This window comes from Paramagnetospirillum caucaseum, from assembly GCF_000342045.1.
Classification (GTDB): Bacteria; Pseudomonadota; Alphaproteobacteria; order Rhodospirillales; family Magnetospirillaceae; genus Phaeospirillum; species Phaeospirillum caucaseum.
In genome coordinates, this window is record NZ_AONQ01000021.1 from 24,381 (window position 1) to 45,228 (window position 20,848).

The 20,848-nt window shown below is 68.0% G+C and carries 22 protein-coding genes; 10 read left to right on the forward strand and 12 right to left on the reverse strand.

The window, feature by feature from the left end; all coding sequences use genetic code 11:
- Positions 1-66 precede the first annotated feature (66 nt).
- The 10 genes from H261_RS09425 to H261_RS09470 form a co-directional block, all read right to left on the reverse strand.
- A complete protein-coding gene (locus tag H261_RS09425) occupies positions 67-912 on the reverse strand; it encodes a glucosaminidase domain-containing protein (protein ID WP_008616821.1) in 846 nt (281 codons plus the stop codon).
- 246 nt (positions 913-1,158) lie between these two features.
- Positions 1,159-1,707: a NifU family protein gene (locus H261_RS09430; protein ID WP_008616823.1), complete on the reverse strand. Its 549-nt coding sequence runs from the start codon at positions 1,705-1,707 to the stop codon at positions 1,159-1,161.
- Between the two features lie 105 nt (positions 1,708-1,812).
- The gene (locus H261_RS09435; protein ID WP_008616824.1) at positions 1,813-2,280 is read right to left on the reverse strand and encodes a universal stress protein; all 468 of its coding nucleotides are present in this window, start codon (positions 2,278-2,280) and stop codon (positions 1,813-1,815) included.
- A 20-nt stretch (positions 2,281-2,300) separates the two neighbouring features.
- Positions 2,301-3,065 carry a TIGR02186 family protein gene (locus tag H261_RS09440; RefSeq protein WP_040476123.1) on the reverse strand — a complete coding sequence of 255 codons (765 nt, stop codon included), beginning with the start codon at positions 3,063-3,065 and terminating at the stop codon, positions 2,301-2,303.
- Positions 3,065-3,991, reverse strand: coding sequence for a sulfite exporter TauE/SafE family protein (locus H261_RS09445; RefSeq protein WP_008616826.1), 927 nt, complete (start codon positions 3,989-3,991; stop codon positions 3,065-3,067). Before H261_RS09445 ends, H261_RS09440 begins: the two co-directional genes overlap by 1 nt.
- 113 nt (positions 3,992-4,104) lie before the next feature.
- Positions 4,105-5,085, reverse strand: coding sequence for a hypothetical protein (locus tag H261_RS09450; protein WP_008616827.1), 981 nt, complete (start codon positions 5,083-5,085; stop codon positions 4,105-4,107).
- Positions 5,082-6,080 carry a tryptophan--tRNA ligase gene (gene trpS / locus H261_RS09455; RefSeq protein ID WP_008616829.1) on the reverse strand — a complete coding sequence of 333 codons (999 nt, stop codon included), beginning with the start codon at positions 6,078-6,080 and terminating at the stop codon, positions 5,082-5,084. The genes H261_RS09450 and trpS overlap by 4 nt, the downstream gene beginning before the upstream one ends.
- Before the next feature lie 63 nt (positions 6,081-6,143).
- On the reverse strand, positions 6,144-7,691 hold the full coding sequence (gene murJ / locus H261_RS09460; protein WP_008616831.1) for a murein biosynthesis integral membrane protein MurJ: 1,548 nt from the start codon (positions 7,689-7,691) through the stop codon (positions 6,144-6,146).
- Between the two features lie 39 nt (positions 7,692-7,730).
- Positions 7,731-8,234, reverse strand: coding sequence for a GNAT family N-acetyltransferase (locus tag H261_RS09465; protein WP_008616833.1), 504 nt, complete (start codon positions 8,232-8,234; stop codon positions 7,731-7,733).
- 234 nt (positions 8,235-8,468) lie between these two features.
- Positions 8,469-8,816, reverse strand: coding sequence for a cupredoxin domain-containing protein (locus H261_RS09470; protein ID WP_008616848.1), 348 nt, complete (start codon positions 8,814-8,816; stop codon positions 8,469-8,471).
- Positions 8,817-9,077: 261 nt separating this feature from the next.
- On the opposite strand from H261_RS09470, the gene H261_RS09475 reads away from it, so the two are divergent.
- The 10 genes from H261_RS09475 (at position 9,078) to H261_RS09520 (ending at position 19,166) form a co-directional block, all read left to right on the forward strand.
- Positions 9,078-9,641 carry an iron transporter gene (locus H261_RS09475; RefSeq protein ID WP_008616849.1) on the forward strand — a complete coding sequence of 188 codons (564 nt, stop codon included), beginning with the start codon at positions 9,078-9,080 and terminating at the stop codon, positions 9,639-9,641.
- Positions 9,641-11,092 carry a carbohydrate porin gene (locus H261_RS09480; RefSeq protein WP_008616850.1) on the forward strand — a complete coding sequence of 484 codons (1,452 nt, stop codon included), beginning with the start codon at positions 9,641-9,643 and terminating at the stop codon, positions 11,090-11,092. The genes H261_RS09475 and H261_RS09480 overlap by 1 nt, the downstream gene beginning before the upstream one ends.
- An 87-nt stretch (positions 11,093-11,179) precedes the next feature.
- Positions 11,180-12,544, forward strand: coding sequence for a 4Fe-4S binding protein (locus tag H261_RS09485; RefSeq protein ID WP_008616851.1), 1,365 nt, complete (start codon positions 11,180-11,182; stop codon positions 12,542-12,544).
- Between the two features lie 34 nt (positions 12,545-12,578).
- Entirely contained in the window at positions 12,579-14,219 is a 1,641-nt protein-coding gene (gene pgi / locus H261_RS09490) for a glucose-6-phosphate isomerase (protein ID WP_008616852.1), read from the forward strand.
- A 138-nt stretch (positions 14,220-14,357) separates the two neighbouring features.
- Positions 14,358-15,086 (forward strand): PAS domain-containing protein, encoded by a 729-nt coding sequence (locus H261_RS24525; protein ID WP_161625020.1) that lies wholly within the window; start codon positions 14,358-14,360, stop codon positions 15,084-15,086.
- Entirely contained in the window at positions 14,996-16,084 is a 1,089-nt protein-coding gene (locus H261_RS09500) for a GGDEF domain-containing protein (protein WP_008616854.1), read from the forward strand. Before H261_RS24525 ends, H261_RS09500 begins: the two co-directional genes overlap by 91 nt.
- 48 nt (positions 16,085-16,132) lie before the next feature.
- Positions 16,133-16,441 (forward strand): nucleotidyltransferase domain-containing protein, encoded by a 309-nt coding sequence (locus tag H261_RS09505; protein ID WP_008616855.1) that lies wholly within the window; start codon positions 16,133-16,135, stop codon positions 16,439-16,441.
- Positions 16,438-16,833: a HEPN domain-containing protein gene (locus tag H261_RS09510; protein WP_008616856.1), complete on the forward strand. Its 396-nt coding sequence runs from the start codon at positions 16,438-16,440 to the stop codon at positions 16,831-16,833. Before H261_RS09505 ends, H261_RS09510 begins: the two co-directional genes overlap by 4 nt.
- Before the next feature lie 2 nt (positions 16,834-16,835).
- Entirely contained in the window at positions 16,836-18,653 is a 1,818-nt protein-coding gene (mutL, locus tag H261_RS09515; protein ID WP_008616858.1) for a DNA mismatch repair endonuclease MutL, read from the forward strand.
- A 93-nt stretch (positions 18,654-18,746) separates the two neighbouring features.
- Positions 18,747-19,166 (forward strand): hemerythrin domain-containing protein, encoded by a 420-nt coding sequence (locus tag H261_RS09520; protein ID WP_008616859.1) that lies wholly within the window; start codon positions 18,747-18,749, stop codon positions 19,164-19,166.
- Positions 19,167-19,191: 25 nt separating this feature from the next.
- Here H261_RS09520 and greB read toward each other — a convergent pair whose 3' ends face one another.
- Positions 19,192-19,740: a transcription elongation factor GreB gene (gene greB, locus H261_RS09525; protein WP_008616860.1), complete on the reverse strand. Its 549-nt coding sequence runs from the start codon at positions 19,738-19,740 to the stop codon at positions 19,192-19,194.
- Positions 19,737-20,801: a tRNA (adenosine(37)-N6)-threonylcarbamoyltransferase complex transferase subunit TsaD gene (gene tsaD, locus H261_RS09530; RefSeq protein WP_040476127.1), complete on the reverse strand. Its 1,065-nt coding sequence runs from the start codon at positions 20,799-20,801 to the stop codon at positions 19,737-19,739. Before tsaD ends, greB begins: the two co-directional genes overlap by 4 nt.
- Positions 20,802-20,848: the final 47 nt, after the last annotated feature.

A 20,848-nucleotide genomic window follows, 5' to 3' on the forward strand; every position in this document is an offset into this window, starting at 1 on the left:
GGGCGCTCGCGCCTGTCCGCCGCTTGGGCGCTCCCGGTGATCGATTGCGATCACCGGGATATGGGATCAGCCCCGCCGGGCCTGAACCCGGCCCAGGCGGGCCTGGTCGTAGCGGGTCAGTTCGTTGCGGCGGATCAGGGTGCGGATGGTCTGCACATAGGCGTCGCCCCGCTCGGAATAGCCGGACAGCGCCGCCGCCAGGGCATGGCCGTCGGGCCACGCCCCCTCGGCGCGGGTCTGGGCGCGGACCCGGCGCAATCCCTCATAGGCGCGATGGGTGTTGAGGTTGTGCGCATAGGCGCGCACCGCCTCGTACAGCGTGGTGAAGTTGCGCATGCCGCTGCCGTCGGCCGAAGCCTCGACGGTATGGCCGAACAGGTTGCGCGAGCGGCGCACCAGCCGGGAGGTGCCCCAGCCGGATTCCTCGGCCGACTGGGCCAGGGCCAGGGAGGCCGGCACCACGTCGACGCGGGACAGCAGCTTGCGCAAATTGCCGTCCTCCACCTCGTAGCGCCGGGCGAGATCGGCCAGCCAGGCCTGATCCGAGGCGGCCACATGCAGGCGGTTGGCCTTGCGGGTCATGATGTCGAGCAGGCGCGAGCGTTCGGCGGCGATCTCCTCGTCCACCGCCAGCACCAGGGGCAGCATGACGCGCAGGAACACCGCCTTCCGGTCATCGCTGTCGGACAGATCGTCGATGTCGCCGGGAATATGGGGCAGGAACAGCGGCGGCACGTCGACCTGACCGGCCGCCACCGCCTCGAGGCGGTAGCCCATGCGGTCGAGTGCCAGATTGAGGCGGGCAGCGCTGCTGACATCGTCGCCGGTGAGCGCGGCGGCCTGCTGCGGCGCGGGCTGCTCCACCTGGGGACGGGACACCGCGACGGGCGCGGCGGTATCGTGAAGAACCATCCAGTATAGACCGCCAACCGCGCCGAGAAGGGCTGCGAAACTGGCTGCTGTGAAGATTCGGGATCCGATCGACCCGGCTCGCATATGGGGCTGCCTCCGCCTTGTTGCAGTGCAATATCGAGAACGACCTTACCCGAGGCGATTGAGCTAAATCAACCCAAAACCGCCCGATATACGAACAAAAACAGAACATGCCCCGAGCCGGCGGCTCGGGGCATGCGGATGAAACGGTTGAAAAAGAGGCGGTTACTCGACCGCCTGGACAGCCATCACCTCGGGAACATAATACTTCAGCATGTTCTCGATGCCGTGCTTCAGGGTGGCGCTGGAGCTGGGACAGCCCGAGCAGGCGCCCTGCAGGTGCAGGTAGACGATGCCGTCCTCGAAGGCGCGGAAGATGATGTCGCCGCCGTCCTGGGCCACCGCCGGACGCACGCGGGTATCCAGCAGTTCCTTGATCTGCATGACGATGCCGTCGTCGTCGCCGGTGGCGGCGGCCGCCTCGGAGCCGGGATTGATCACCGGATCGCCGGAATTGTAGTGGTCCATGATGGCCGCCAGCACCTGGGGCTTGACCACCTGCCAGTCGGCGGCATCGATCTTGGCCACGGTGATGAAGTCGGTGCCGAGGAACACGCTGCCCACGCCCTCGATGGCGAACAGGCGGGTGGCCAGCGGCGAGCCGGCGGCCCGCGAGGCCTCGGCGAAATCGGCGGTCCCCTGGCCCATCACCACGGTGCCGGGCAGGAACTTCAGGGTGGCGGGATTGGGGGTGGGTTCGGTCTGGATGAACATGGGGGTCCTTACGCTTCGGAGCACGAAAACTGCCCCTAGTAGATGGCGTCGTCTATCTCCGAGTCAAGGAGTAGGATGAAACCGGCCGGCGCTTGAGGGACTCGCCTAACTGATCGCGTCGATCTGGTCGGGTGTCAGGCTGCCCGGCACCAGGGTCAGCGGCACCCGCAGCTTGCCGATATACTTGCCGGTCAGCGCGGTGACCAGCGGCCCCGGCCCGCCCGGCCCGGTGTCGGCGGCCAGCACCAGCACCGAGATGGAGGGCTCCTCGGCGATCAGGGCGATCAGCTCGTCGCGGGGATTGCCCTCGCGGACGTGAAGCACCGGAACATGACCCGACAACTGGTTGACGTCGCCGGCCAGGCGGTTGAGCAATTCCTCGGCCGCCTCGCGCGCCTCGGCGCGCATCAGATTGCCGATGGAGGCGAAATGCTCGTATTCGGTGGGCTCTATGACGCGCAGCAGCGCCACCTGCCCGCCCGACGAGCGGGCGCGGCGGCAGGCGAAACGCAACGCCGCCTGCATCTCGGGCGAATCGTCCACAACCACCAGGAACACGCGATTGGTCGGCATGATGTCCTCCCCGGGAATGCTCAGGCTTTCTTGAAGACGATCGCGGCGAGCCAGCCGGCGAAGGCCGCCAGGGCGATGGCGATGATGCCGTAGGCCGCCGCCTGCTGGTGAGCGAAATCATAGACGTCGGCCCCGATGCCGATCTTGCTGACCACCAGGGGGGTGGTCTGGGCGCTGACCACCTGGCCGCCCACCATCAGGTAGACCTCGACCATGTAGACGCCCACCGGCACGTTGGCGGGGAAATGCACGTCGGTGCGGAACAGGCGCTGGCTCAGCATGCCGATCTCCAGCACCTTGTCGCCGTAAAGACCCTTCTTCTGGTTCAGGCGGATCAGCGCCTTGCGGTATTCCGCCGTATCCGCGCCGCCGTCCTTGACCCGGAGGGCGAGGTCCAGGTGATCCAGCCCGATCTGGTGGCGCCCCAGGATGGCCGGCGGCGCCAGCTGGTCCAGCGGACGGGTCGAGGCCACCTGGTAGAAGGACGGAGCGTTGTCCACCTTGGCGATGCCGGAATTGATCCAGATGCCGGCGGTGCGGTCCTTGCGCCGCAGGGTCTCGGACCTGTTGGGACCGCGCACCACCACCACCACGTCGCCGGTCTTGCCGCCGTCCACCTCCTCGATGGCGCCGAACAGCAGCACGTCGGTGCCGGCGAAGCCGGTGGTGATGGCCACCAGATGCTTGGACAGGTCGGCGACCAGCGGCTCGGCGGCGTGGGCTGGCACAAAGGGGGCCGGGGCGCAAAGCGCCAGCAGGGATAAAGCCAGGAGCAACCGCCTCATCAGTGCTTGCCCCCCGTCCCGACGGCGAACAGTTCGTTCGGCACCGTCACCATGTCGAACAGCAGCTTGAGACAGACCCCCAGCACCATCAGGGCCAGCAGCGAGCGCAATTGCTCGCCCTTCAGCTTGACGCCGAAGCGGGCGCCGACCTGGGCGCCGACCACGCCGCCCAGCAGCAGCAGCAGGGCCAGCACCACGTCCACCGTGTGGTTCATGGTCGATTGCAGGAAGGTGGCGTTGGCGGTGACGAAGATGATCTGGAACAGCGAGGTGCCGACCACCACCGAGGTGGGCATGCCCAGCAGGTAGATCATGGCCGGCACCATGATGAAGCCGCCGCCCACGCCCATCAGCGCCGCCAGAATGCCGACGAACAGGCCGATGGTGGCCGGGATGATGGCGCTGATATAGAGCTGCGAACGGCGGAAGCGCATCTTGAGCGGCAGGCCGTGCATCCAGCCGTGCTGGTGCTTCTTGCGCACCGCAACGGCGCCGCCGTTGCGCCGGCTGGCCAGCAGCGCCTGGATGCTCTCCACCAGCATCAGCGCGCCGACGATGCCGAGAAAGACGATGTAGCACAGCGAGATGACCAGATCGATCTGGCCCAGGCCGCGCAGCCACCGGAAGAGATAGACACCCAGCGTCGAGCCGACGAAGCCGCCCAGCGTCAGGATCAGCCCCATCCTGACGTCGACGTTGCCGCGCCGCCAATGGGCCAGCACGCCGGACACCGACGAGGCGACGATCTGGTTGGCCTCGGTCCCCACCGCCACGGTGGGCGGCACCCCCAGGAAGATCAGCAGCGGAGTCATCAGGAATCCGCCGCCGACCCCGAACAGGCCGGACATGAATCCCACGGCGCCACCCAGTCCCAGGATGACGAAAACGTTCACCGACATCTCGGCGATGGGAAGGTAGATCTGCATTCCTTCCGCCCCCTGCCCCTTGCGCTCTCAGGCGGCGCTTGCGGGGTTCCTTGGTTGTCGCTCCAACCGGGGTATGATGGCAACAGGAATTTTATGGTTTTCTAATGTTCACGCTATTTCAGCGCCGCCAGGACGTCGGCGGCCTGCATGCGCACCCGCAGCGTGGCATAGCCCTGGGCGGCCAGATGGTTCGGCAGGAAACTGGAATCGGGGGCGGCGCTCCATACCAGCCAGGGGCGCAGGCGGGCGGCGGCGGCCAGATGATCGACCATGCGGGTCCAGGCCTCGAGCTGGCGGCGCTCGGCCAGCACCTTCTCGAAATCGCGGCCCAGCTCGCGCAGCACGATGGAATAGGCGTAGAGCCGGCCCTTATTGCCGTAGAACACCCCGTCCACGCCGAAATCCAGCAGTACCGGGCGGCCGGCGGCCAGATGGTGGTCGATGGACTCGGTGACCTCGTCCAGGTCGCGGACCAGCGCCTCGACCAGGGCGGCCAGCGCCTCCGGCTTGCGCTCGAAGCCGGCCGAGCCGGCGGCCACCAGATCATTGTAGAGGTCCAGCGAGCGCTGGGCGTTGCGGTACTGCTTCTCGGCCGAGGCGGTGGGCAGCCACGATTTGTGGGTGTCGAACTTCCACACCGTGCCGGGATACTTCAAGAGGCCGGCGGCGTGGTTGAGGTTGACGTCGACGCCGTTGGGGCCGAAGGCCACGCCCTTTTCGGAATTGAGCGCGCCGACCATGCGGGCCAGCCCGCCCACCAGCCCCAGCTGGAAGGCCGGCATGTCGCGCAGCCAGGCGCCCGGCATGAAGAACGGATCGTTGGCGTGCCACTTGCTGACGTCCAGCTCGCGCGAGATCAGGGCGGCGGCCACCGCCACGCCGCGCGAGCGCGGCGCCATGACGTTGCCCGGGGCGAAGTCGGGATTGTCGTCCACCTTGCTGATCGCCACCATGGCGATGGGGAAGACCAGCACCACGACGATGGCGAAGGCCCACAGCACGAAGCGCCGCGACGGATGGCGCAGCACGGCGGCGATGCCGGCCAGGGCGGCGGCGATGCCGTTCAGCAGGGTTTCGGCGAAGCGCTGGGTCACGGCCGCAGGAACCCGACGATATCGTAGACGTCCTTGATGATCGGGCGGGCGATGGCATCGGCCCGCTCGGCGCCCGAACGCAGGATGGAATCGATATGGGCTGTATCGGTCATCAGGCGCTTCATCTCGGTGTTGATGGGACCCAGCACCGAGACGGCCAGATCCACCAGCTCCTTCTTGAATTCCGAGAACTGCCGGCCTTCGAACTGGCTGACCACCTGGGCCTTCTCCTTGTCGGCGAGCGCCGCGTAGATCCCCAGAAGGTTGGAGGCCTCGGGGCGGCCTTCAAGGCCTTCAAGGGTGCCGGGCAGCGGCTCCAGGTCGGTCTTGGCCTTCCTGATCTTCAAGGCGATGGTGTCGGCATCGTCGGTCATGTTGATGCGCGAGTAATCGGATTCGTCCGACTTGCTCATCTTCTTGGCGCCGTCGCGCAAGCTCATGATGCGCGCCGCCTCGGGCGGAATGATCGGCTCGGGCTGGGGAAAGAACTCGACGCCGAAATCATTGTTGAACTTCTGGGCGGTGTCGCGGGCCAGTTCCAGATGCTGCTTCTGGTCCTCGCCCACCGGCACATGGGTGGCCTTGTAGGCCAGGATGTCGGCGCTCATCAGGTTGGGATAGGCGAACAGCCCGACCGAGGCGTTCTCCTTGTGCTTGCCCGCCTTGTCCTTGAACTGGGTCATGCGGTTCAGCCAGCCCATGCGCGCCACGCAGTTGAAGATCCAGGCCAGCTGGGCGTGGGCGGGAACCATCGACTGGTTGAAGACGACGTGCTTCGAGGCGTCGACGCCGGCGGCGATCATCCCGGCGGTGACTTCCCGGATGTTGCGGGTCAGCTCCTTGGGCTCCTGCCACAGGGTGATGGCGTGCATGTCGACGATGCAGAAGATGCACTCGTACTCGTCTTGAAGCCGCACCCAGTTGCGGATGGCGCCCAGGTAATTGCCGAGATGGAGATTGCCGGTGGGCTGGACGCCGGAAAAGATGCGCTTCATGACGGGGAGTGACTCCGGGAGAGAACCTTCAGGGGGAGAGGTATACTCCCTGGCCCGCCCAAATCAACCCCGCTTGCGCCGCATCATGCCCCTGATCTCGCCCAGGCTCAGCGCGCCCAGCAGCTGGGCCGCCGCCAGGAAGACGACGGCGCCCAGCGCCACCAGCCCGGCCAGGATGCCCACCGCCATCAGCTGCCCCTGGGCCAGGGGCCACAGCGCCAGCTTGCCCCCCCACAGCGCGCCGCCCATCACGGCGCAGGCGGCCACGATGCGCGGCGCCTTGGACTTCAGGCGCCCGTCCACGGTGAAATAGCCGCGCCGGGCCAGCAGCACGCCTAAGATGGCCACGTTGGCCCAGGCGGCGATGGCGGTGGCCAGCGCCATGCCCACATGGCCGAGCGGCTTGGCCAGCGACAGGTTGAGGACGACGTTGAGCACCATGGCCACCCCCGCCACCCGCACCGGCGTGGCGGTGTCCTCGCGGGCGAAGAAGCCGGGGACCAGCACCTTGACCAGCACATAGGCCGGCAGCCCGACGGCGAAGGCCACCAGGGCGGACGCCGTGGCCGCCGTCTCATCGGGTCCGAACGAGCCGCGCTCGAACAGCACCCGGATCACCGGGACGGCGATGACCATCAGGGCCACGGCGGCCGGCAAGGTCAGCGCCAGGCCCAGCTCCATGGCGCGGTTCTGGCTGGCGCGCGCCGCTTCCGCCTCGCCGGCCTTCAACTGACGCGACAGGGTGGGCAGCAGGGCGGTGCCGATGGCGATGCCCACCACGCCGAGCGGCAGCTGGTTGACCCGGTCGGCGTAGTTGAGGTAGCTGACCGCGCCGTCGGCCACCATGGAGGCGATCATGGTGTTGATCACCAGGTTGACCTGATAGACCCCGGCCCCCAGGGCGCCGGGCACGATGCGCCGGAACAGCAGCCCGACCTCGGGCGTCAGGCGGGGCCGCGTCAGCCCCAGCCCCATGCCGACGCGGCGCGCGGCGCGCGACAGCCAGACGAACTGCACGATTCCGGCGGCGAAGGTGCCCCAGGCCATGGCGTGGCCGGCGGTCTCGGAATAGGGGACAAGGAACCACAGCCCGGCCATGGAGGTCAGGTTGAGCAGCACCGGCGTGGCGGCGGCCGCCGCGAAGCGACCCATGGAATTCAGTACCCCGGCCTGCAGCGACACCAGCGAGATGAACAGCAGGTAGGGAAAGCAGATGCGCGAGAACTCGACGGCCAGCGCCATCTTGCCCGGCACCGAGGCGAAGCCGGGCGCCAGGCCGTAGATGGCCCAGGGCATGGCCAGCTCCATCACCGCCACGAACAGGGCGAGCGCCAGGCCCAGCACGGCGAAGGCCTGCTCGGCGAAGCGCCGCGCGGCTTCCGTCCCCTCGGCGGCCATCTTGCCGGTGAACAGCGGCACGAAGGCGGCGTTGAACGCCCCTTCGGCGAACAGCGAGCGGAACAGGTTGGGAAAGCGGAAGGCCACGAAGAAGGCGTCGGCCACCGCGCCGGCGCCCAGGAAATGGGCGATCATCATCTCGCGCGCCAGGCCGGTGACGCGCGACAGCATGGTGAAGCCGCCAACCGTGGCGATGGAGCGGAACAGACTCATGGCCGCACTATTGAGGCAAGCCCCCGCCGACGCAAGGGGTCATCCCGCCAGACCCAGCTGGAAGCACTGCTCGGTGACCGGCTTGCCCCAGGTCTCGCCGGTCAGCTCCTGGGTGAGGACGAACCCGCGCGCCTCGTAGAGCCGCCGGGCGACGTGCAGCCCGGCGAAGGTCCACAGATGCACCGAGGCGAAGCCCTTTTCCCGGCAGAATTCCAGGGCGGTATCCAGCAGGCGCGATCCCGCCCCCATGCCCTGGCGGTGGGGATCGACCATGAACCAGCGCAGATGCGCGCCCGTCTCCAGCCCCTTGGCGCCGTCGATGGCCACCGATCCCACCATGCGGTCGCGGGAATCCACGGCGCACCACAATTGGCTGGCGAAGCGGTGGCGGTCACGCACGAAGGCGGCCAGCTCGCAGGCCACCTTGGCCTCGAAATAGGGGCCGAAATTCCAGTGGAGCGCGTAATAGCGCGAATGCATCGCCACGATGTCGCCGATGGCGCCCGGCTGCCACCCGGCGACGATCTCGACCTCGTCCCTCATGCCCTTCCTCCCGGCCGTGTCGGGAAATCCTGACACGGCGGGAAACGGGTGGCTACAGCAGCAAAAGGCCGAGCAGCCAGTAGCTGCCGCCGGGCAAGGCGGCGATCAGCAGGTTCTTGGAAAAATCGTCCATGGCCACATCCTCCCCAAGGCTGCGAAATAACCACTTTTCTTGTAAGGTTATTTAAGCACCGAGGACGGCCGGAAGGCGACGGATCATCGGTATTAAGGTCTTCACCGGGCGACGATGACCCCCTTGGCGGTGGCCTCGTGATACTCGCCGAAGAAGGGGTACTCGCCGGGATCGACCTTGCCCAGCACCACCCGGACCTCGGCGCCGGGAAAGACGATCTTTTCCCGGCGCAATTCCAGGCACTCGAACTCCTCGGGCTCGGCATCCTCGTTCCTGATCAGCAGGATCACCTTGGTCTTGGCCGGAATTTCCAGGCGTTCGGGGCTGAACCGGTGATCCTTGATGGTCAGCCTGACCAGCACCTCGTCGGCGGCCAGGACGCCCGGGCTCCACAGGGCGAGCAGCAGGGCCGACAGAACCGGAAGAATGAGTCGGGAAAGAACAGGCATGGCCGTTTCCTTGGCTATTGATAGCGCCTCGCATTCTCATACTCAAGTCCTAGCGCTTTGTCCAGACCCTGATTGTGGGAATTATTTGCAGCTTTTCCAGGGGATTGTTTCATATGTGATTTATCCGCCGGAAGGGCTCTGGCCGGCCTTTCCCGCCTAACCCGGAGGAAAAGTATGGCTGTTGACAGGCCGCGGCAGAGCGGCTAGGAACAGCAACTGCGAGTCACTTGCAGTCGCATTACCATTGGCATAGAGGCCCCCATGACCAATCGTCAGAGCATCCTTTCCGCCCTCGCCCTCGTGGCGGGCCTGTTCACCGCCACCGTCCCGGCCATGGCGGTGGAGTATCCCATCGGCGCCCCCGAGAACCGCTACGGCATGGAGATCGGCGCCGTCTATCTCCAGGCGGTGCGCATGGAGCCCGACGGCATGATGACCCAGCCCGAGCAGTCGGACATCCATATCGAGGCCGACATCAAGGCGCTGCAGGGCAATCCCAACGGCTATCCCGAAGGGGCGTGGATTCCCTACCTGCATGTGACCTACGAGCTGGTCAAGGACGGCACCGGCGAGGTGATCAAGGGCGACATGATGCCCATGGTGGCCAGCGACGGCCCCCATTACGGCGACAACATCAAGCTGAAGGGCCCCGGCAAGTACAAGGTCACCTACACCATCTATCCGCCCAACGCCCCCGAGAACCATGCCGGCAAGCATTACGGCCGCCACACCGACCGCGCCACCGGCGTGCGTCCGTGGTTCCCGGCCTTCAAGCTCGACTACGAATTCGTCTTCGCCGGCATCGGCAAGAAGGGTGGCTACTGATGAGCGCCCGTTCCATCGCGACGGTGGCGGCGATCGGCATGATCGCCGCTACCCCGGCCTGGGCCGCCAAGGACCCTTCCACCGCCGAGCTGCTGGCCGAGATCCGGCGCCTGGCCAACCGCGTCGAGGAGCTGGAGCGCAAAAAGCCGGTCGCCACCGAGACCGTGCAGCGCATCGAAAAGCTGGAGCAGCATAACGCCGCGGTGGAAAAGGCCCTGGAACAGGACACCATCAGCGAGACCGAGCCGCAGCTCGCCGCCCGCATGAAGGCCACCGAGACCGACGCGCTGTCCTACAGGAAGGGCAAGAAGATTCTCGACGCCCTGGGCGACGTCAAGGTCGGCGCCGGCATGACCATGGTCGGCCAGAACCTGGCGGGCCAGCAGCTGGACAAGGAAAGCCAGCTCAACTGGCGCGGCGACGTGACCGTAAGCCTGCCCGGCGGCGAGGCCGCCGGAATCAAGGGCACCATCTTCACCCATGTGCGCATGGGCCAGGGCCAGGGCGTCGGTTCGGTCAAAAACTCCTTCTCCTCGGTCAACGCCACCGCCTTCCAGCGCCCCGGCGCCGACAATTCCGACGCCGCCATCGGGCTGGTGGAAGCCTATTACCAGCTGGAAACCGCCGGGTTGGGCGGAAAGCTGGAAGCCACCCTCGGCAAGATGGACCCCTTCGTGTTCTTCGACCAGAACGCGGTGGCCGCCGACGAGACCCGCTTCTTCATGAACCAGGCCCTGGTTCACAATCCGCTGCTGGACGCCGGCGGCGACATCGGCGTCGACGGGCTGGGCTTCACCCCCGGCCTGCGGGTGGCCTACACCAATGAATCCGACAAGTCGCAGGTCTGGCGCCTTCAGGCCGGCGTGTTCGAGACCGGCAACGGCGCCGCCTTCCAGAACTCCACCGATTTCCCCTTCCGCATCGTCCAGGCGGAAACCACCCAGCGCTTCTTCGGCGGCCTGGAAGGCAATTACCGCGTCTACGGCTGGATGAACGACCGCGCCACCGATTTCGACAGCCGGCGCGCCAAGCATGCCGGCATCGGCCTGTCCTTCGACCAGAAGGTGGACGATTACGTCACGTTGTTCGCGCGTTACGGCCACGAGGTGAAGGGCAACCCCCGCTTCGACCAGAGCCTGACCGTCGGCGGCGAAATCGGCGGCTCCTATTGGGGACGCGGCGCCGACGGACTGGGTCTCGCCCTGGCGGCGTCCCACGTCAACAAGAAGTTCCGCGACCGCTCCGAAACGCTGGACAACGATGCCGACGGCACGCCGGATTTCGGCTACCGCGCGGTTTCCTTCGAGCAGATGGCCGAGGTCTACTACCGCTACCGCCTGCTTCCCAATTTCGAGCTGACCCCGGACGCCCAGGTGATCCGCCATGCCGGCGGCGACCCGTCGGGCGCCGTGGTCTACGCCCTGGGATTGAGGGGGCAGCTGGCCTATTAATGGGTGCAAGCGCCTCTCAGTCGTATTATCACTATCGGCCATGCCCGGTCCCAATGCCGGGCATGGTTTGATCTTTTTGAGGACCGCATGAACGCCCTCTCCTCCCGCTCCGCCCCGCTGGCCGTTATCGGCCATTTCCTGGCCCGCCATTCCGGGACCATCCAGGCGGTGCAGTGGCTGATGGTCGTCATCTATCTCGGATTGGTGACCGTGCCGGCCTTCCTGCCGGTTCCCGACGATGCCCAGCATATCTGGGACAATCTGGTGCTGTTCGCCCAGTTCGCCTTCTGGGGCGTGTGGTGGCCCTTCGTCATGGTCAGCATGGTGGTGATGGGCCGCGCATGGTGCGGCCTGTTCTGTCCCGAGGGCACCATGACCGAATGGGTCAGCCGCCACGGCCTCGGCCGGGCCATTCCCGCCTGGCTGCGCTGGAAGGGCTGGCCGTTCGTGGCCTTCGTCTGCACCACCGTCTACGGCCAGATGATCACCGTCTACGAATACCCCAAGGCGGCGCTGCTGATCCTCGGCGCCTCCACCGTCATGGCGCTGGGCATCGGGCTGGTCTACGGGCGGGGAAAAAGGGTGTGGTGCCGCTATCTCTGCCCGGCCAGCGGGGTATTCTCGCTGCTGTCGCGCCTCGCCCCCGTCCATTTCCGCGTCGATGCCGAGGCCTGGCGGGTGGCGCCGCGCACCCATGCGGTGGACTGCGCCACCCTGGTGGACGTCCGCGCCATGACCGGCGGCGGCTCGTGCCACATGTGCGGCCGCTGTTCCGGCCATCGCGACGCCGTCGAACTGGCGCCCCGCCTGCCCGGCTCCGAGATCGCCGCCCTGCCGGCCCGCGAGGTGTCGCCCTGGGACATCGTCCTGCTGCTGTTCGGGGTGATGGGGGTGGCGACCGGCGCCTTCCAGTGGGCCGGCTCGCCGTGGTTCGTCGCCCTGAAGCAGGGCATCGCCCGCATCCTGATCGAGCGCGACATCCTGTTCCCCATGACCGAGACCCTGCCCTGGTGGCTGCTGACCAATTCCGACGAGACCGGCGAGGTGTTCAGCCTGCTGGACGGCTTTTGCATCGTCGCCTATATGGGCGGCGCCGCCCTGGCGCTGGGCGGCATCGGGCTGGCCGGGCTGGCCGCCGCCGCCCGGGTGCTGGGCGAAAAGCGCCTGCTGTGGCGCCTCGGCTACGGGCTGGTGCCGGCCGGGGCGGCGGGCCTCATCGTCGGCCTGTCGTCCATGACGCTGACCCAGCTCACCGCCGAGGGGGTGTTCCTCGCCTGGGTGCCCGACGCCCGCGCCCTGCTGCTGACCGGCGGATTGCTGTGGAGCGCCCTGCTGCTGTGGCGCTCGCTGCCCGCCGCCGCCTTCGCCCGCCGGCTGGCCGCCTGGGGGCTGGGGCTGGCCGGGGCTTTCGCCCAGCTCGGCATGTGGGGGGTGTTCTTCTTCGTCTGGTAGGGTAGGATTCCCCCGACTGATACGGGGGAATCTCATGGCACATCCGACGTCACTTCCCGCCTGGAAGGATCTGGAGGCCCTGGCCGCCACCACCGGCCGGCGGCCCATGCGCGAGATGTTCGCCGAGGACCCGGAGCGCTTCGGGCGTTTCTCGGCCCGCCTGGACGGGCTGCTGCTCGATTATTCCAAGAACCGCATCGACGAGGACGTGATGGCCGCCCTGCTGCGCCTCGCCGCGCAGGCCGGGGTGCCGGCCGCCCGCGACGCCATGATCGGCGGGGCCAGGATCAACGTCACCGAGCGCCGCGCCGTGCTGCACACCGCGCTGCGGAACCGCTCGGACCGCCCGGTGACGGTCGATGGCCACGACGTGATGCCCGAGGTGCGCGCCGTGCTCGAGCGCATGAAGGCCTTCGCCGGGCGGGTCCGTTCGGGCGAGTGGCGGGGCGCCACCGGACGGCCCATGCGCAACGTGGTCAATATCGGCATCGGCGGCTCGGACCTCGGGCCGGTGATGGTCACCGAGGCGCTGAAGCCCTATCACAAGGACGATCTGGCGGTCCGCTTCATCTCCAACGTGGACGGCAGCCACGCCGCCGAGGTGCTGAAGCTCTGCGATCCCGAGACCACCTTGTTCATCGTGGCGTCGAAGACCTTCACCACCCAGGAGACCATCGCCAACGCGCGGACCTGCCGGGCCTGGGCCGTGGAAAGGCTGGGCGAGGCCGCCATCCCGGCCCATTTCGTCGCGCTGTCCACCAATGCCGAGGCGGTGGCCGGGTTCGGCATCGACACCGCCAACATGTTCGGGTTCTGGGACTGGGTGGGGGGCCGCTATTCCCTGTGGTCGGCCATCGGCCTGTCCATCGCCGTGGCGGTGGGCTTCGAGCGCTTCGAGGAACTGCTGGCCGGCGGCCACGCCATGGACGAGCATTTCCGCACCGCGCCCCTGGAGGCCAACCTGCCGGTGATCCTCGCCCTGATCGGCATCTGGAACGCCAATTTCCTCGGCGCCGAATCCTATGCCGTGCTGCCCTACGACCAGTACCTGCACCGCCTGCCGGCCTATCTCCAGCAGCTGGACATGGAGAGCAACGGCAAGGGCACCGCCAAGGACGGCGCCCCGGTGGCCTGGGGCACCGGCCCCGTGGTGTTCGGCGAACCGGGCACCAACGGCCAGCACGCCTTCTACCAGCTGATCCACCAGGGCACCCGCCTGATCCCCTGCGACTTCCTGGCCGCCGCCCACAGCCACAACCCGCTGGGCGAGCATCACCTGATGCTGCTGTCCAACGTCCTGGCCCAGGCCGAGGCGCTGATGAGGGGCAAGACCGAGGCCGAGGCCCGCGCCGAGCTGGAACAGGCCGGCACGGCGGCGGACGAGATCGCCCGCCAGCTGCCCCACCGGGTGTTTCCCGGCAACCGCCCCAGCAACACCCTGCTCTATCCCCGCCTCGACCCCTTCACCCTGGGCATGCTGATCGCCCTTTACGAACACAAGGTCTTCGTCCAGGGCGTGGTCTGGGACGTCTGCAGCTTCGACCAGTGGGGGGTGGAGCTGGGCAAGGTGCTGGCCAAGGCCATCCTGCCGGAACTTTCACCCGGCAATACAATCGGCAGCCACGATTGCTCGACCGCCGGGCTGATCAAAGCTATCCGCGCCCTGCGGCAATAACAATCAACTAATTATTGTTCTTTGGTCTTACCAGTTCCGGACCGGCATTTAGGCTGGTAACGGCGCCTGCGAATCTGTATATGCTGATCCAGATTTCAGGTTGATCGCCCGGGGAAGGGGCAAGCCGGGATGGGCAACATGGGACGGGTGGAAACGCCGGCCGAGCGGCGGCGCAAGGGGCCGCGATTCGGCGCCAATTTCATGACGGTGCTGGAAGTGTCGCGCGACCTCGTCTGCCTGTGCGCCGACGGCGTGGTGCTGGACGTCAACAGCGCCGGCGCCGCCATGCTGGGCGCCGAAAACGCCGAAGAGATCATCGGCCGCGCCTTCCGCGATCTGGTGGGCGGCGATTACGCCGGGGTGATCGACGATCTTCTCCATCTCAAGGAGATCGAGGATTCCGCCTTCCCCATCAAGGTGCTTCACCTGGACGGCGGCACCTTCGAGGCCGAGTTGCAGATCCATCCCGCCCGCGAGTTGGGCCCGGCCCATGCGGTGGTCACGGCGCGCGACATTTCCCGCCAGGGACGCCTGGCCCGCACGGCCCGCTACAGCGAGGACCGTTTCCAGGCCCTGGTGGAGCGCTCCATGCACCTGGTGCTGCTCTGCCACGGCGGGCGCATCGGCTATATCAACGCCACCGGCGTGCAGGTGCTGGGCGGCGGCGACGCCAGCCAGTTCGTCGGCATCCCGGTATCGGAAATCTTCGCCGGCGAGTATCGCGAGATCGTCGCCACCGACCTGGCCGCCCTGCTGGACGAAGGCGGCATCGTGCGGTGCGCCTCGCCCGCCTCGACGGTTCGGCCTTCGATGCCCAGATCAAGGCCACCCAATTGCCGTCCCGGAGCGCCGCGCCGGAATACATGATCGAGGCGCGCGACATCACCGGCCAGATCCGGGCGGTGGCGGCGCTGCGCCACATGAACGACACCCTGGAGCAGCAGGTGGTCGCCCGCACCCGCGAGCTGGCCGAACAGCGCTCGCATGCCGTCCAGGCCCGCGCCTTCGTGGAAAGCCTGCTGGAGGCGGTGCCCAATCCCCTGTGGTGGAAGGACACCGACGGCCGCTATCTCGGCTATAACGGCGCCTTCCGCGAGATGCACGGCATCGCCGCCGCCGACTGGCTCGGCCGCACCACCGCCGAGATGGTCAATTCCGACTTCGCCACCATCTCGGCCAAGGCCGACCTGCGGGCCATCGCCGAGACCGGCCGCGTCCAGTTCGAGGCCCATCTGGAGGTGGCGGCGGGCAAGGCCCTGGACGTGGTGGTCAACAAGACCGTGTGGCGCGGGCGCGACAAGCGGCCGGAAGGGGTGATCGGCGTGATGCTCGACATCACCGACAGGAAGCGCATGGAGGCCGAGCTGCGCCGTCTGGCCACCACCGACGTGCTGACCGGCGCCTTCAACCGCCGTCATTTCATGGAACTGGCCGGGGCCGAGGTCGACCGGGCGCGGCGCCACGGCCGGCCGCTGGTCGCCCTGATGCTCGATATCGACCACTTCAAGCGCGTCAACGACACCTACGGCCATCCGGTGGGCGACGTGGCCATCAAGGCCCTGTCCGACACCTGCGCCCAGGTCATCCGTCATGAGGACGTGCTGGGCCGCCTGGGCGGCGAGGAATTCGCCATCGTGCTGACCGAGACCGACCTGGACGGCGCCCTGCAGGTGGCCGAGCGGCTGCGCCAGGCCATCGCCGCCATCCGCATCCCGGTCGAAGCGGGAACCGTCGCCTTCACCATCAGCATCGGCACCGCCGAGCGGCTGGAGACCGATTCCACCATCGATGCCATGCTGTCGCGCGCCGACATGGCGCTCTACGCCGCCAAGCGTTCCGGCCGCAACAGAGTGGCGGTGGGGTAGAGGCCAATAGTCCGGCCGCCGGATTTCATGCTATGGTTTGCCATGGCTATGGTTGATCCGGTCCTGACCCGTTTCCGCGATTCCCTGACCCTGACCTATGGCAACCGCCTGCAGAGGGTGGTGCTGTTCGGCTCGAGGGCTCGGGGCGACGCCCGTCCGGATTCCGATTACGACGTGGCGGTATTCCTGATGAATCTCGGCGACCGCTGGGCCGAGGCGGACCGCATTGCCGAACTCACCACCCAGGTTCTCGACGATACCGGCGCCTTCATCCACGCCATGCCCTACCGGGCCGGCGCCTGGGAGGAGCGCACCCCGCTGATGCACGAAATCCGCCGCGAGGGGCTTGATCTGTGACGCCCGAGGCGACCGGCTATCTGGACAAGGCCCGCCGCTGCCTTGCCTTCGCCCGCACCAACCTCGACGTCGGATTGGGCAACGACGCGGGCCGCAATGCCTATCTGGCCGCCTTTCACGCGGCTCAGGCCCTGATCTTCGAACGGACAGGCCGGGTCGCCAAGTCCCACCATGGTGTCCATGCCGAATTCAACCGACTCGCCCAGGACGAAGCCAGGCTGGATACCGGGTGTCGCCGTTTCCTCGCCCAGAGCTATAACCTGAAGGCCGTCGCCGATTATGAGATCGGCGCCGATTCGGAAATTCCGCTCGACCGGGCCGCCATGGCGGTCACCGGGGCGGGGCGGTTTGTCGAACGCCTCGCCGAGGCTCTCGGCATAAATCCGGCGTAACCATGTCCATCCGCCTCCTTCCCCCCACTTTGGTCAACCAGATCGCCGCCGGCGAGGTGGTCGAGCGCCCCGCCTCCGCCGTCAAGGAGCTGGTGGAGAATGCCATCGATGCCGGGGCCGGCCGCATCGACGTGGTGCTGGCCGAGGGCGGCCAGTCGCTGATCGCGGTCAGCGACGACGGATGCGGCATGAGCCCCGACGAGATGATGCTGGCCGTCGAGCGTCACGCCACCTCGAAACTGCCCGACGACGATCTGGTGCGCATCCGCTTCCTGGGCTTCCGCGGCGAGGCGCTGCCCTCCATCGGCTCGGTGGCGCGCCTGACGCTGACCAGCCGGCCGCGGGGCGCCGAATCCGCCTGGAGCCTGTCGGTGGAGGGCGGCGCCAAGGCAAGCCCGGTCCCCGCCGCCCATCCCCAGGGCACCCGCGTCGAGGTGCGCGACCTGTTCTACGCCACCCCGGCGCGGCTCAAATTCCTCAAGGCGGCGCGCACCGAGCTGGCCCATGCCGCCGACGTCATCGAGCGCCTGGGAATGGCCCATCCCGACATCGCCTTCTCCCTCTCCGACGGCGGCCGCAGGGTGCTGGACCTCGCGGCCAGGCGCGGCGAGCCCGGCGCCGCCCTGTTGTCGCGCATCGCCCAGGTGGTGGGGCGCGAGTTCGAGCCCAACGCCCTGGCGCTGGACGCCGAGCGCGACGGGGTGCGCCTGACCGGCTGGGCCGGGCTGCCCACCTACAACCGCGCCAGTGCGGCCGCCCAGTACCTGTTCGTCAACGGCCGCCCGGTCAAGGACCGGCTGGTGATCGGCGCGGTCAGGGGCGCCTATCAGGACGTGCTGGCCCGCGACCGCCATCCGGTGGTGGCGCTGTTCCTCGAACTCGATCCCGACCAGGTGGACGTCAACGTCCATCCCGCCAAGGCCGAGGTGCGCTTCCGCGATTCCGGGCTGGTGCGCGGCCTGATCGTCGGCGCCATCCGCCACGCCCTGGCCGGGGCCGGCCACCGGGCCAGTTCCACCCTGACCGGGGTGGCGCTGGGGGCGTTGGGCAACAGCCCGCCGCCCGCCTTCGCCCATCATCCGCCGCCGCGCCCTTCCCTGCCGCTGCTCCGCGCCGGTATCGGCGCCCAGGCCCCCCTGGGCGGGCTGGCCGAGGCGCCGCTGCGACCCGGCCTGGGCCTCGACCTGCCGCCCGCCGCCCCCGCCGCCGAGCGCGAGACAGAAGACGGAGCGGCCGCCGATTATCCCCTGGGCGCGGCACGGACCCAACTGCACGACACCTATATCGTCGCCGAGACCGCCCAGGGGCTGGTGATCGTCGACCAGCACGCCGCCCACGAGCGCCTGGTGTTCGAGCGCCTGAAGCTGGGTCTGGCCGAGGGCAAGGTAGCCCGCCAGGGCCTGCTGCTGCCCGAGGTGGTGGACCTGGGCGAGGCCGGCGCCGCCCGCGTGGCCGAACGGGCCGGGGAGCTGTCCCGCCTGGGGCTGGTGGTCGAACCGTTCGGCCCCGGCGCCGTGGTGGTGCGCGAGGTTCCCGCCTTGCTGGGCGACGGCGACGTCCAGGGGCTGGTGCGCGATCTGGCCGACCAGCTGGCCGAGTGGGGCGCCGCCACCGCGCTCGAGGAGCGGCTGCTGCACATCTGCGCCACCATGGCCTGCCACGGCTCGGTGCGGGCGGGGCGCCGCCTCTCCATCCCCGAGATGAACGCCCTGCTGCGCCGCATGGAGGCCACCCCGCTGTCGGGCCAGTGCAACCATGGCCGGCCCACCCACGTCTCCCTCAGCCTGAGCGATATCGAGAAGCTGTTCGGACGGCGGTAGCCCCGTTCCCATCCACGCTTGACCGCCGTCAAGTACCATAGTCAATTACTTGGGTATTGTCGCTTCATCAGCTTGAAACGAAGGAATACCGCCATGAGAAAGACCGATGGTTTCCGTAAACATCATGACGATCTGCGGGGAGTCGTCGGCCGGCTCGAGCCCATGCTCGACCCCAAGCGGATCGCCGAGGACCCGGCGGCGGTGTCCAAGGTGGTGCTCGACCTGTTCGGCAAGTTCTCCATCCATCTGGCCATCGAGGACAACACGCTGTACCCCAAATGCGCCGCCCATCCCGACACGGCGCTGCGCCGCACCGCCGCCGAGTTCCAGGCCGAGATGGGCAGCCTGTCGCTGCGCTTCGATTCCTACAAGAAGGCCTGGGCCGGCCCGCTGGCCATCGGCCGCGATCCCGCCGGCTTCGTGGCGGCCACACGGCAGATCCTCGGCCTGTTCAAGGCCCGGGTCGAGCGCGAGGAAAGCCGCCTCTACGACCTGTTCGACAAGGCGGCCTGAGGACGCAATCCGCTGCAGGGGGGCCTCACCCCCCGTAGCGGATGCCCACCACCTCGATCATTTCGACACCGGACGGAGTCCGCACGGGCACGGAATCGCCCTCGAAGGCCTTCAGCAGCGCCCGAGCCACCGGCGAAATCCAGCTGATCAGGCCCTTTTCCAGGTCGGCCTCGTCGATGCCGACGATGGTGACGGTGATCTCCTCGTCCCTGGCATTGGCATAGGTGACGGTGGCGCCGAAGAACACCTGGTCCAGCTTCTTCTGCTGGCTGGGATCGACCACATGGGCCGATTCCATGCGCTTGGTCAGGAAGCGGATGCGGCGGTCGATCTCGCGCAGCCGCTTCTTGCCGTAGAGATAATCGCCGTTCTCCGAGCGGTCGCCATTGCCCGCCGCCCACGACACCACCTCGACCACCTTGGGCCGCTCGACCTTGAGCAGCTGGGCCAGTTCGGCCTTCAGCGCCGCGAAGCCCTGGGGCCGCATGTAGTTCTTCGAGCCCGGCGGCAGGCCCTTGGGGGTGTCTTCCGGCTCGTCGTCGCCGTCGCTTTCCTTGGTGAAGGCCTTGCTCACGCCTTGGCTCCCTTCCAGGTGTTGGGGGCTCCCTTCCGGGCGTTGGGGTCCAGCGGCCAGCGCGGGCGCGGGGCGAAGGACAGGTCGTCGCTTTGGCCGAGGCGCAGCCGCTCGATCCCCGCCCAGGCGATCATGGCGGCGTTATCGGTGCACAGCTTCAGCGGCGGGGCGAGGAATTCCAGTCCCGTTTCGTTTCCGATCCGGAGCAGGACCTGCCTGAGCGCCGCATTGGCGGCCACGCCGCCGGCCACCACCAGATGGCGGGCCGCCGGCCAGCGGGATTTCATCTCGCGCGCCCCCCTGCGCACCCGGTCGGCCATGGAATCGGCCACCGCGTCCTGGAAGGCGCGGGCCACGTCGGCCTGATCCTGCTCCGCAAGCGGCTGGGGCAGGCTTTCGATCAGCAGGCGGGCGGCGTTCTTCAGGCCCGAGAAGCTGAAATCGCAACCCGGCTTGCCCTTCATGGGGCGCGGCAGGGCAAAGCGGGCGGGATCGCCGCCCGCCGCCGCCTTTTCCACCGCCGGGCCGCCGGGATAGCCGAGGCCGGCCATCTTGGCCACCTTGTCGAAGGCCTCGCCCGCCGCGTCGTCGATGGTGGTGCCCAGCCGGGTGTAGCGGCCGACCCCTTCCACCGCCAGCAGCTGGCAATGGCCGCCCGAGGCCAGCAGCAGCAGGTAGGGGAAACCGATGTCGTGGGTCAGGCGCGGGGTGAGCGCGTGGCCTTCCAGATGGTTGACCGCCAGGAACGGCTTGCCCGAGGCCAGCGCGATGGCCTTGCCGGTCATCACGCCGACGATCACGCCGCCGATCAGGCCGGGGCCGCCGGTGGCCGCCACGCCGTCCAGGTCGGCGAATCCCAGCCCGGCCCGGCGCATGGCCTCGGCCACCAGCCGGTCCAGATGGGCGAGGTGGGAGCGCGCCGCGATTTCCGGCACCACGCCGCCGAACGGACGGTGCTCGTCCAACTGCGACAGCACCACCTCGCCGAGGATTTCCCGCCGGTCGTTGACCACGGCGGCGGCGGTTTCGTCGCAGGAACTTTCGATGCCCAAAACAAGCAAGATGCAAATCCCTTTGCAGAGCGGCGTCCGACTTACTACAACAACCG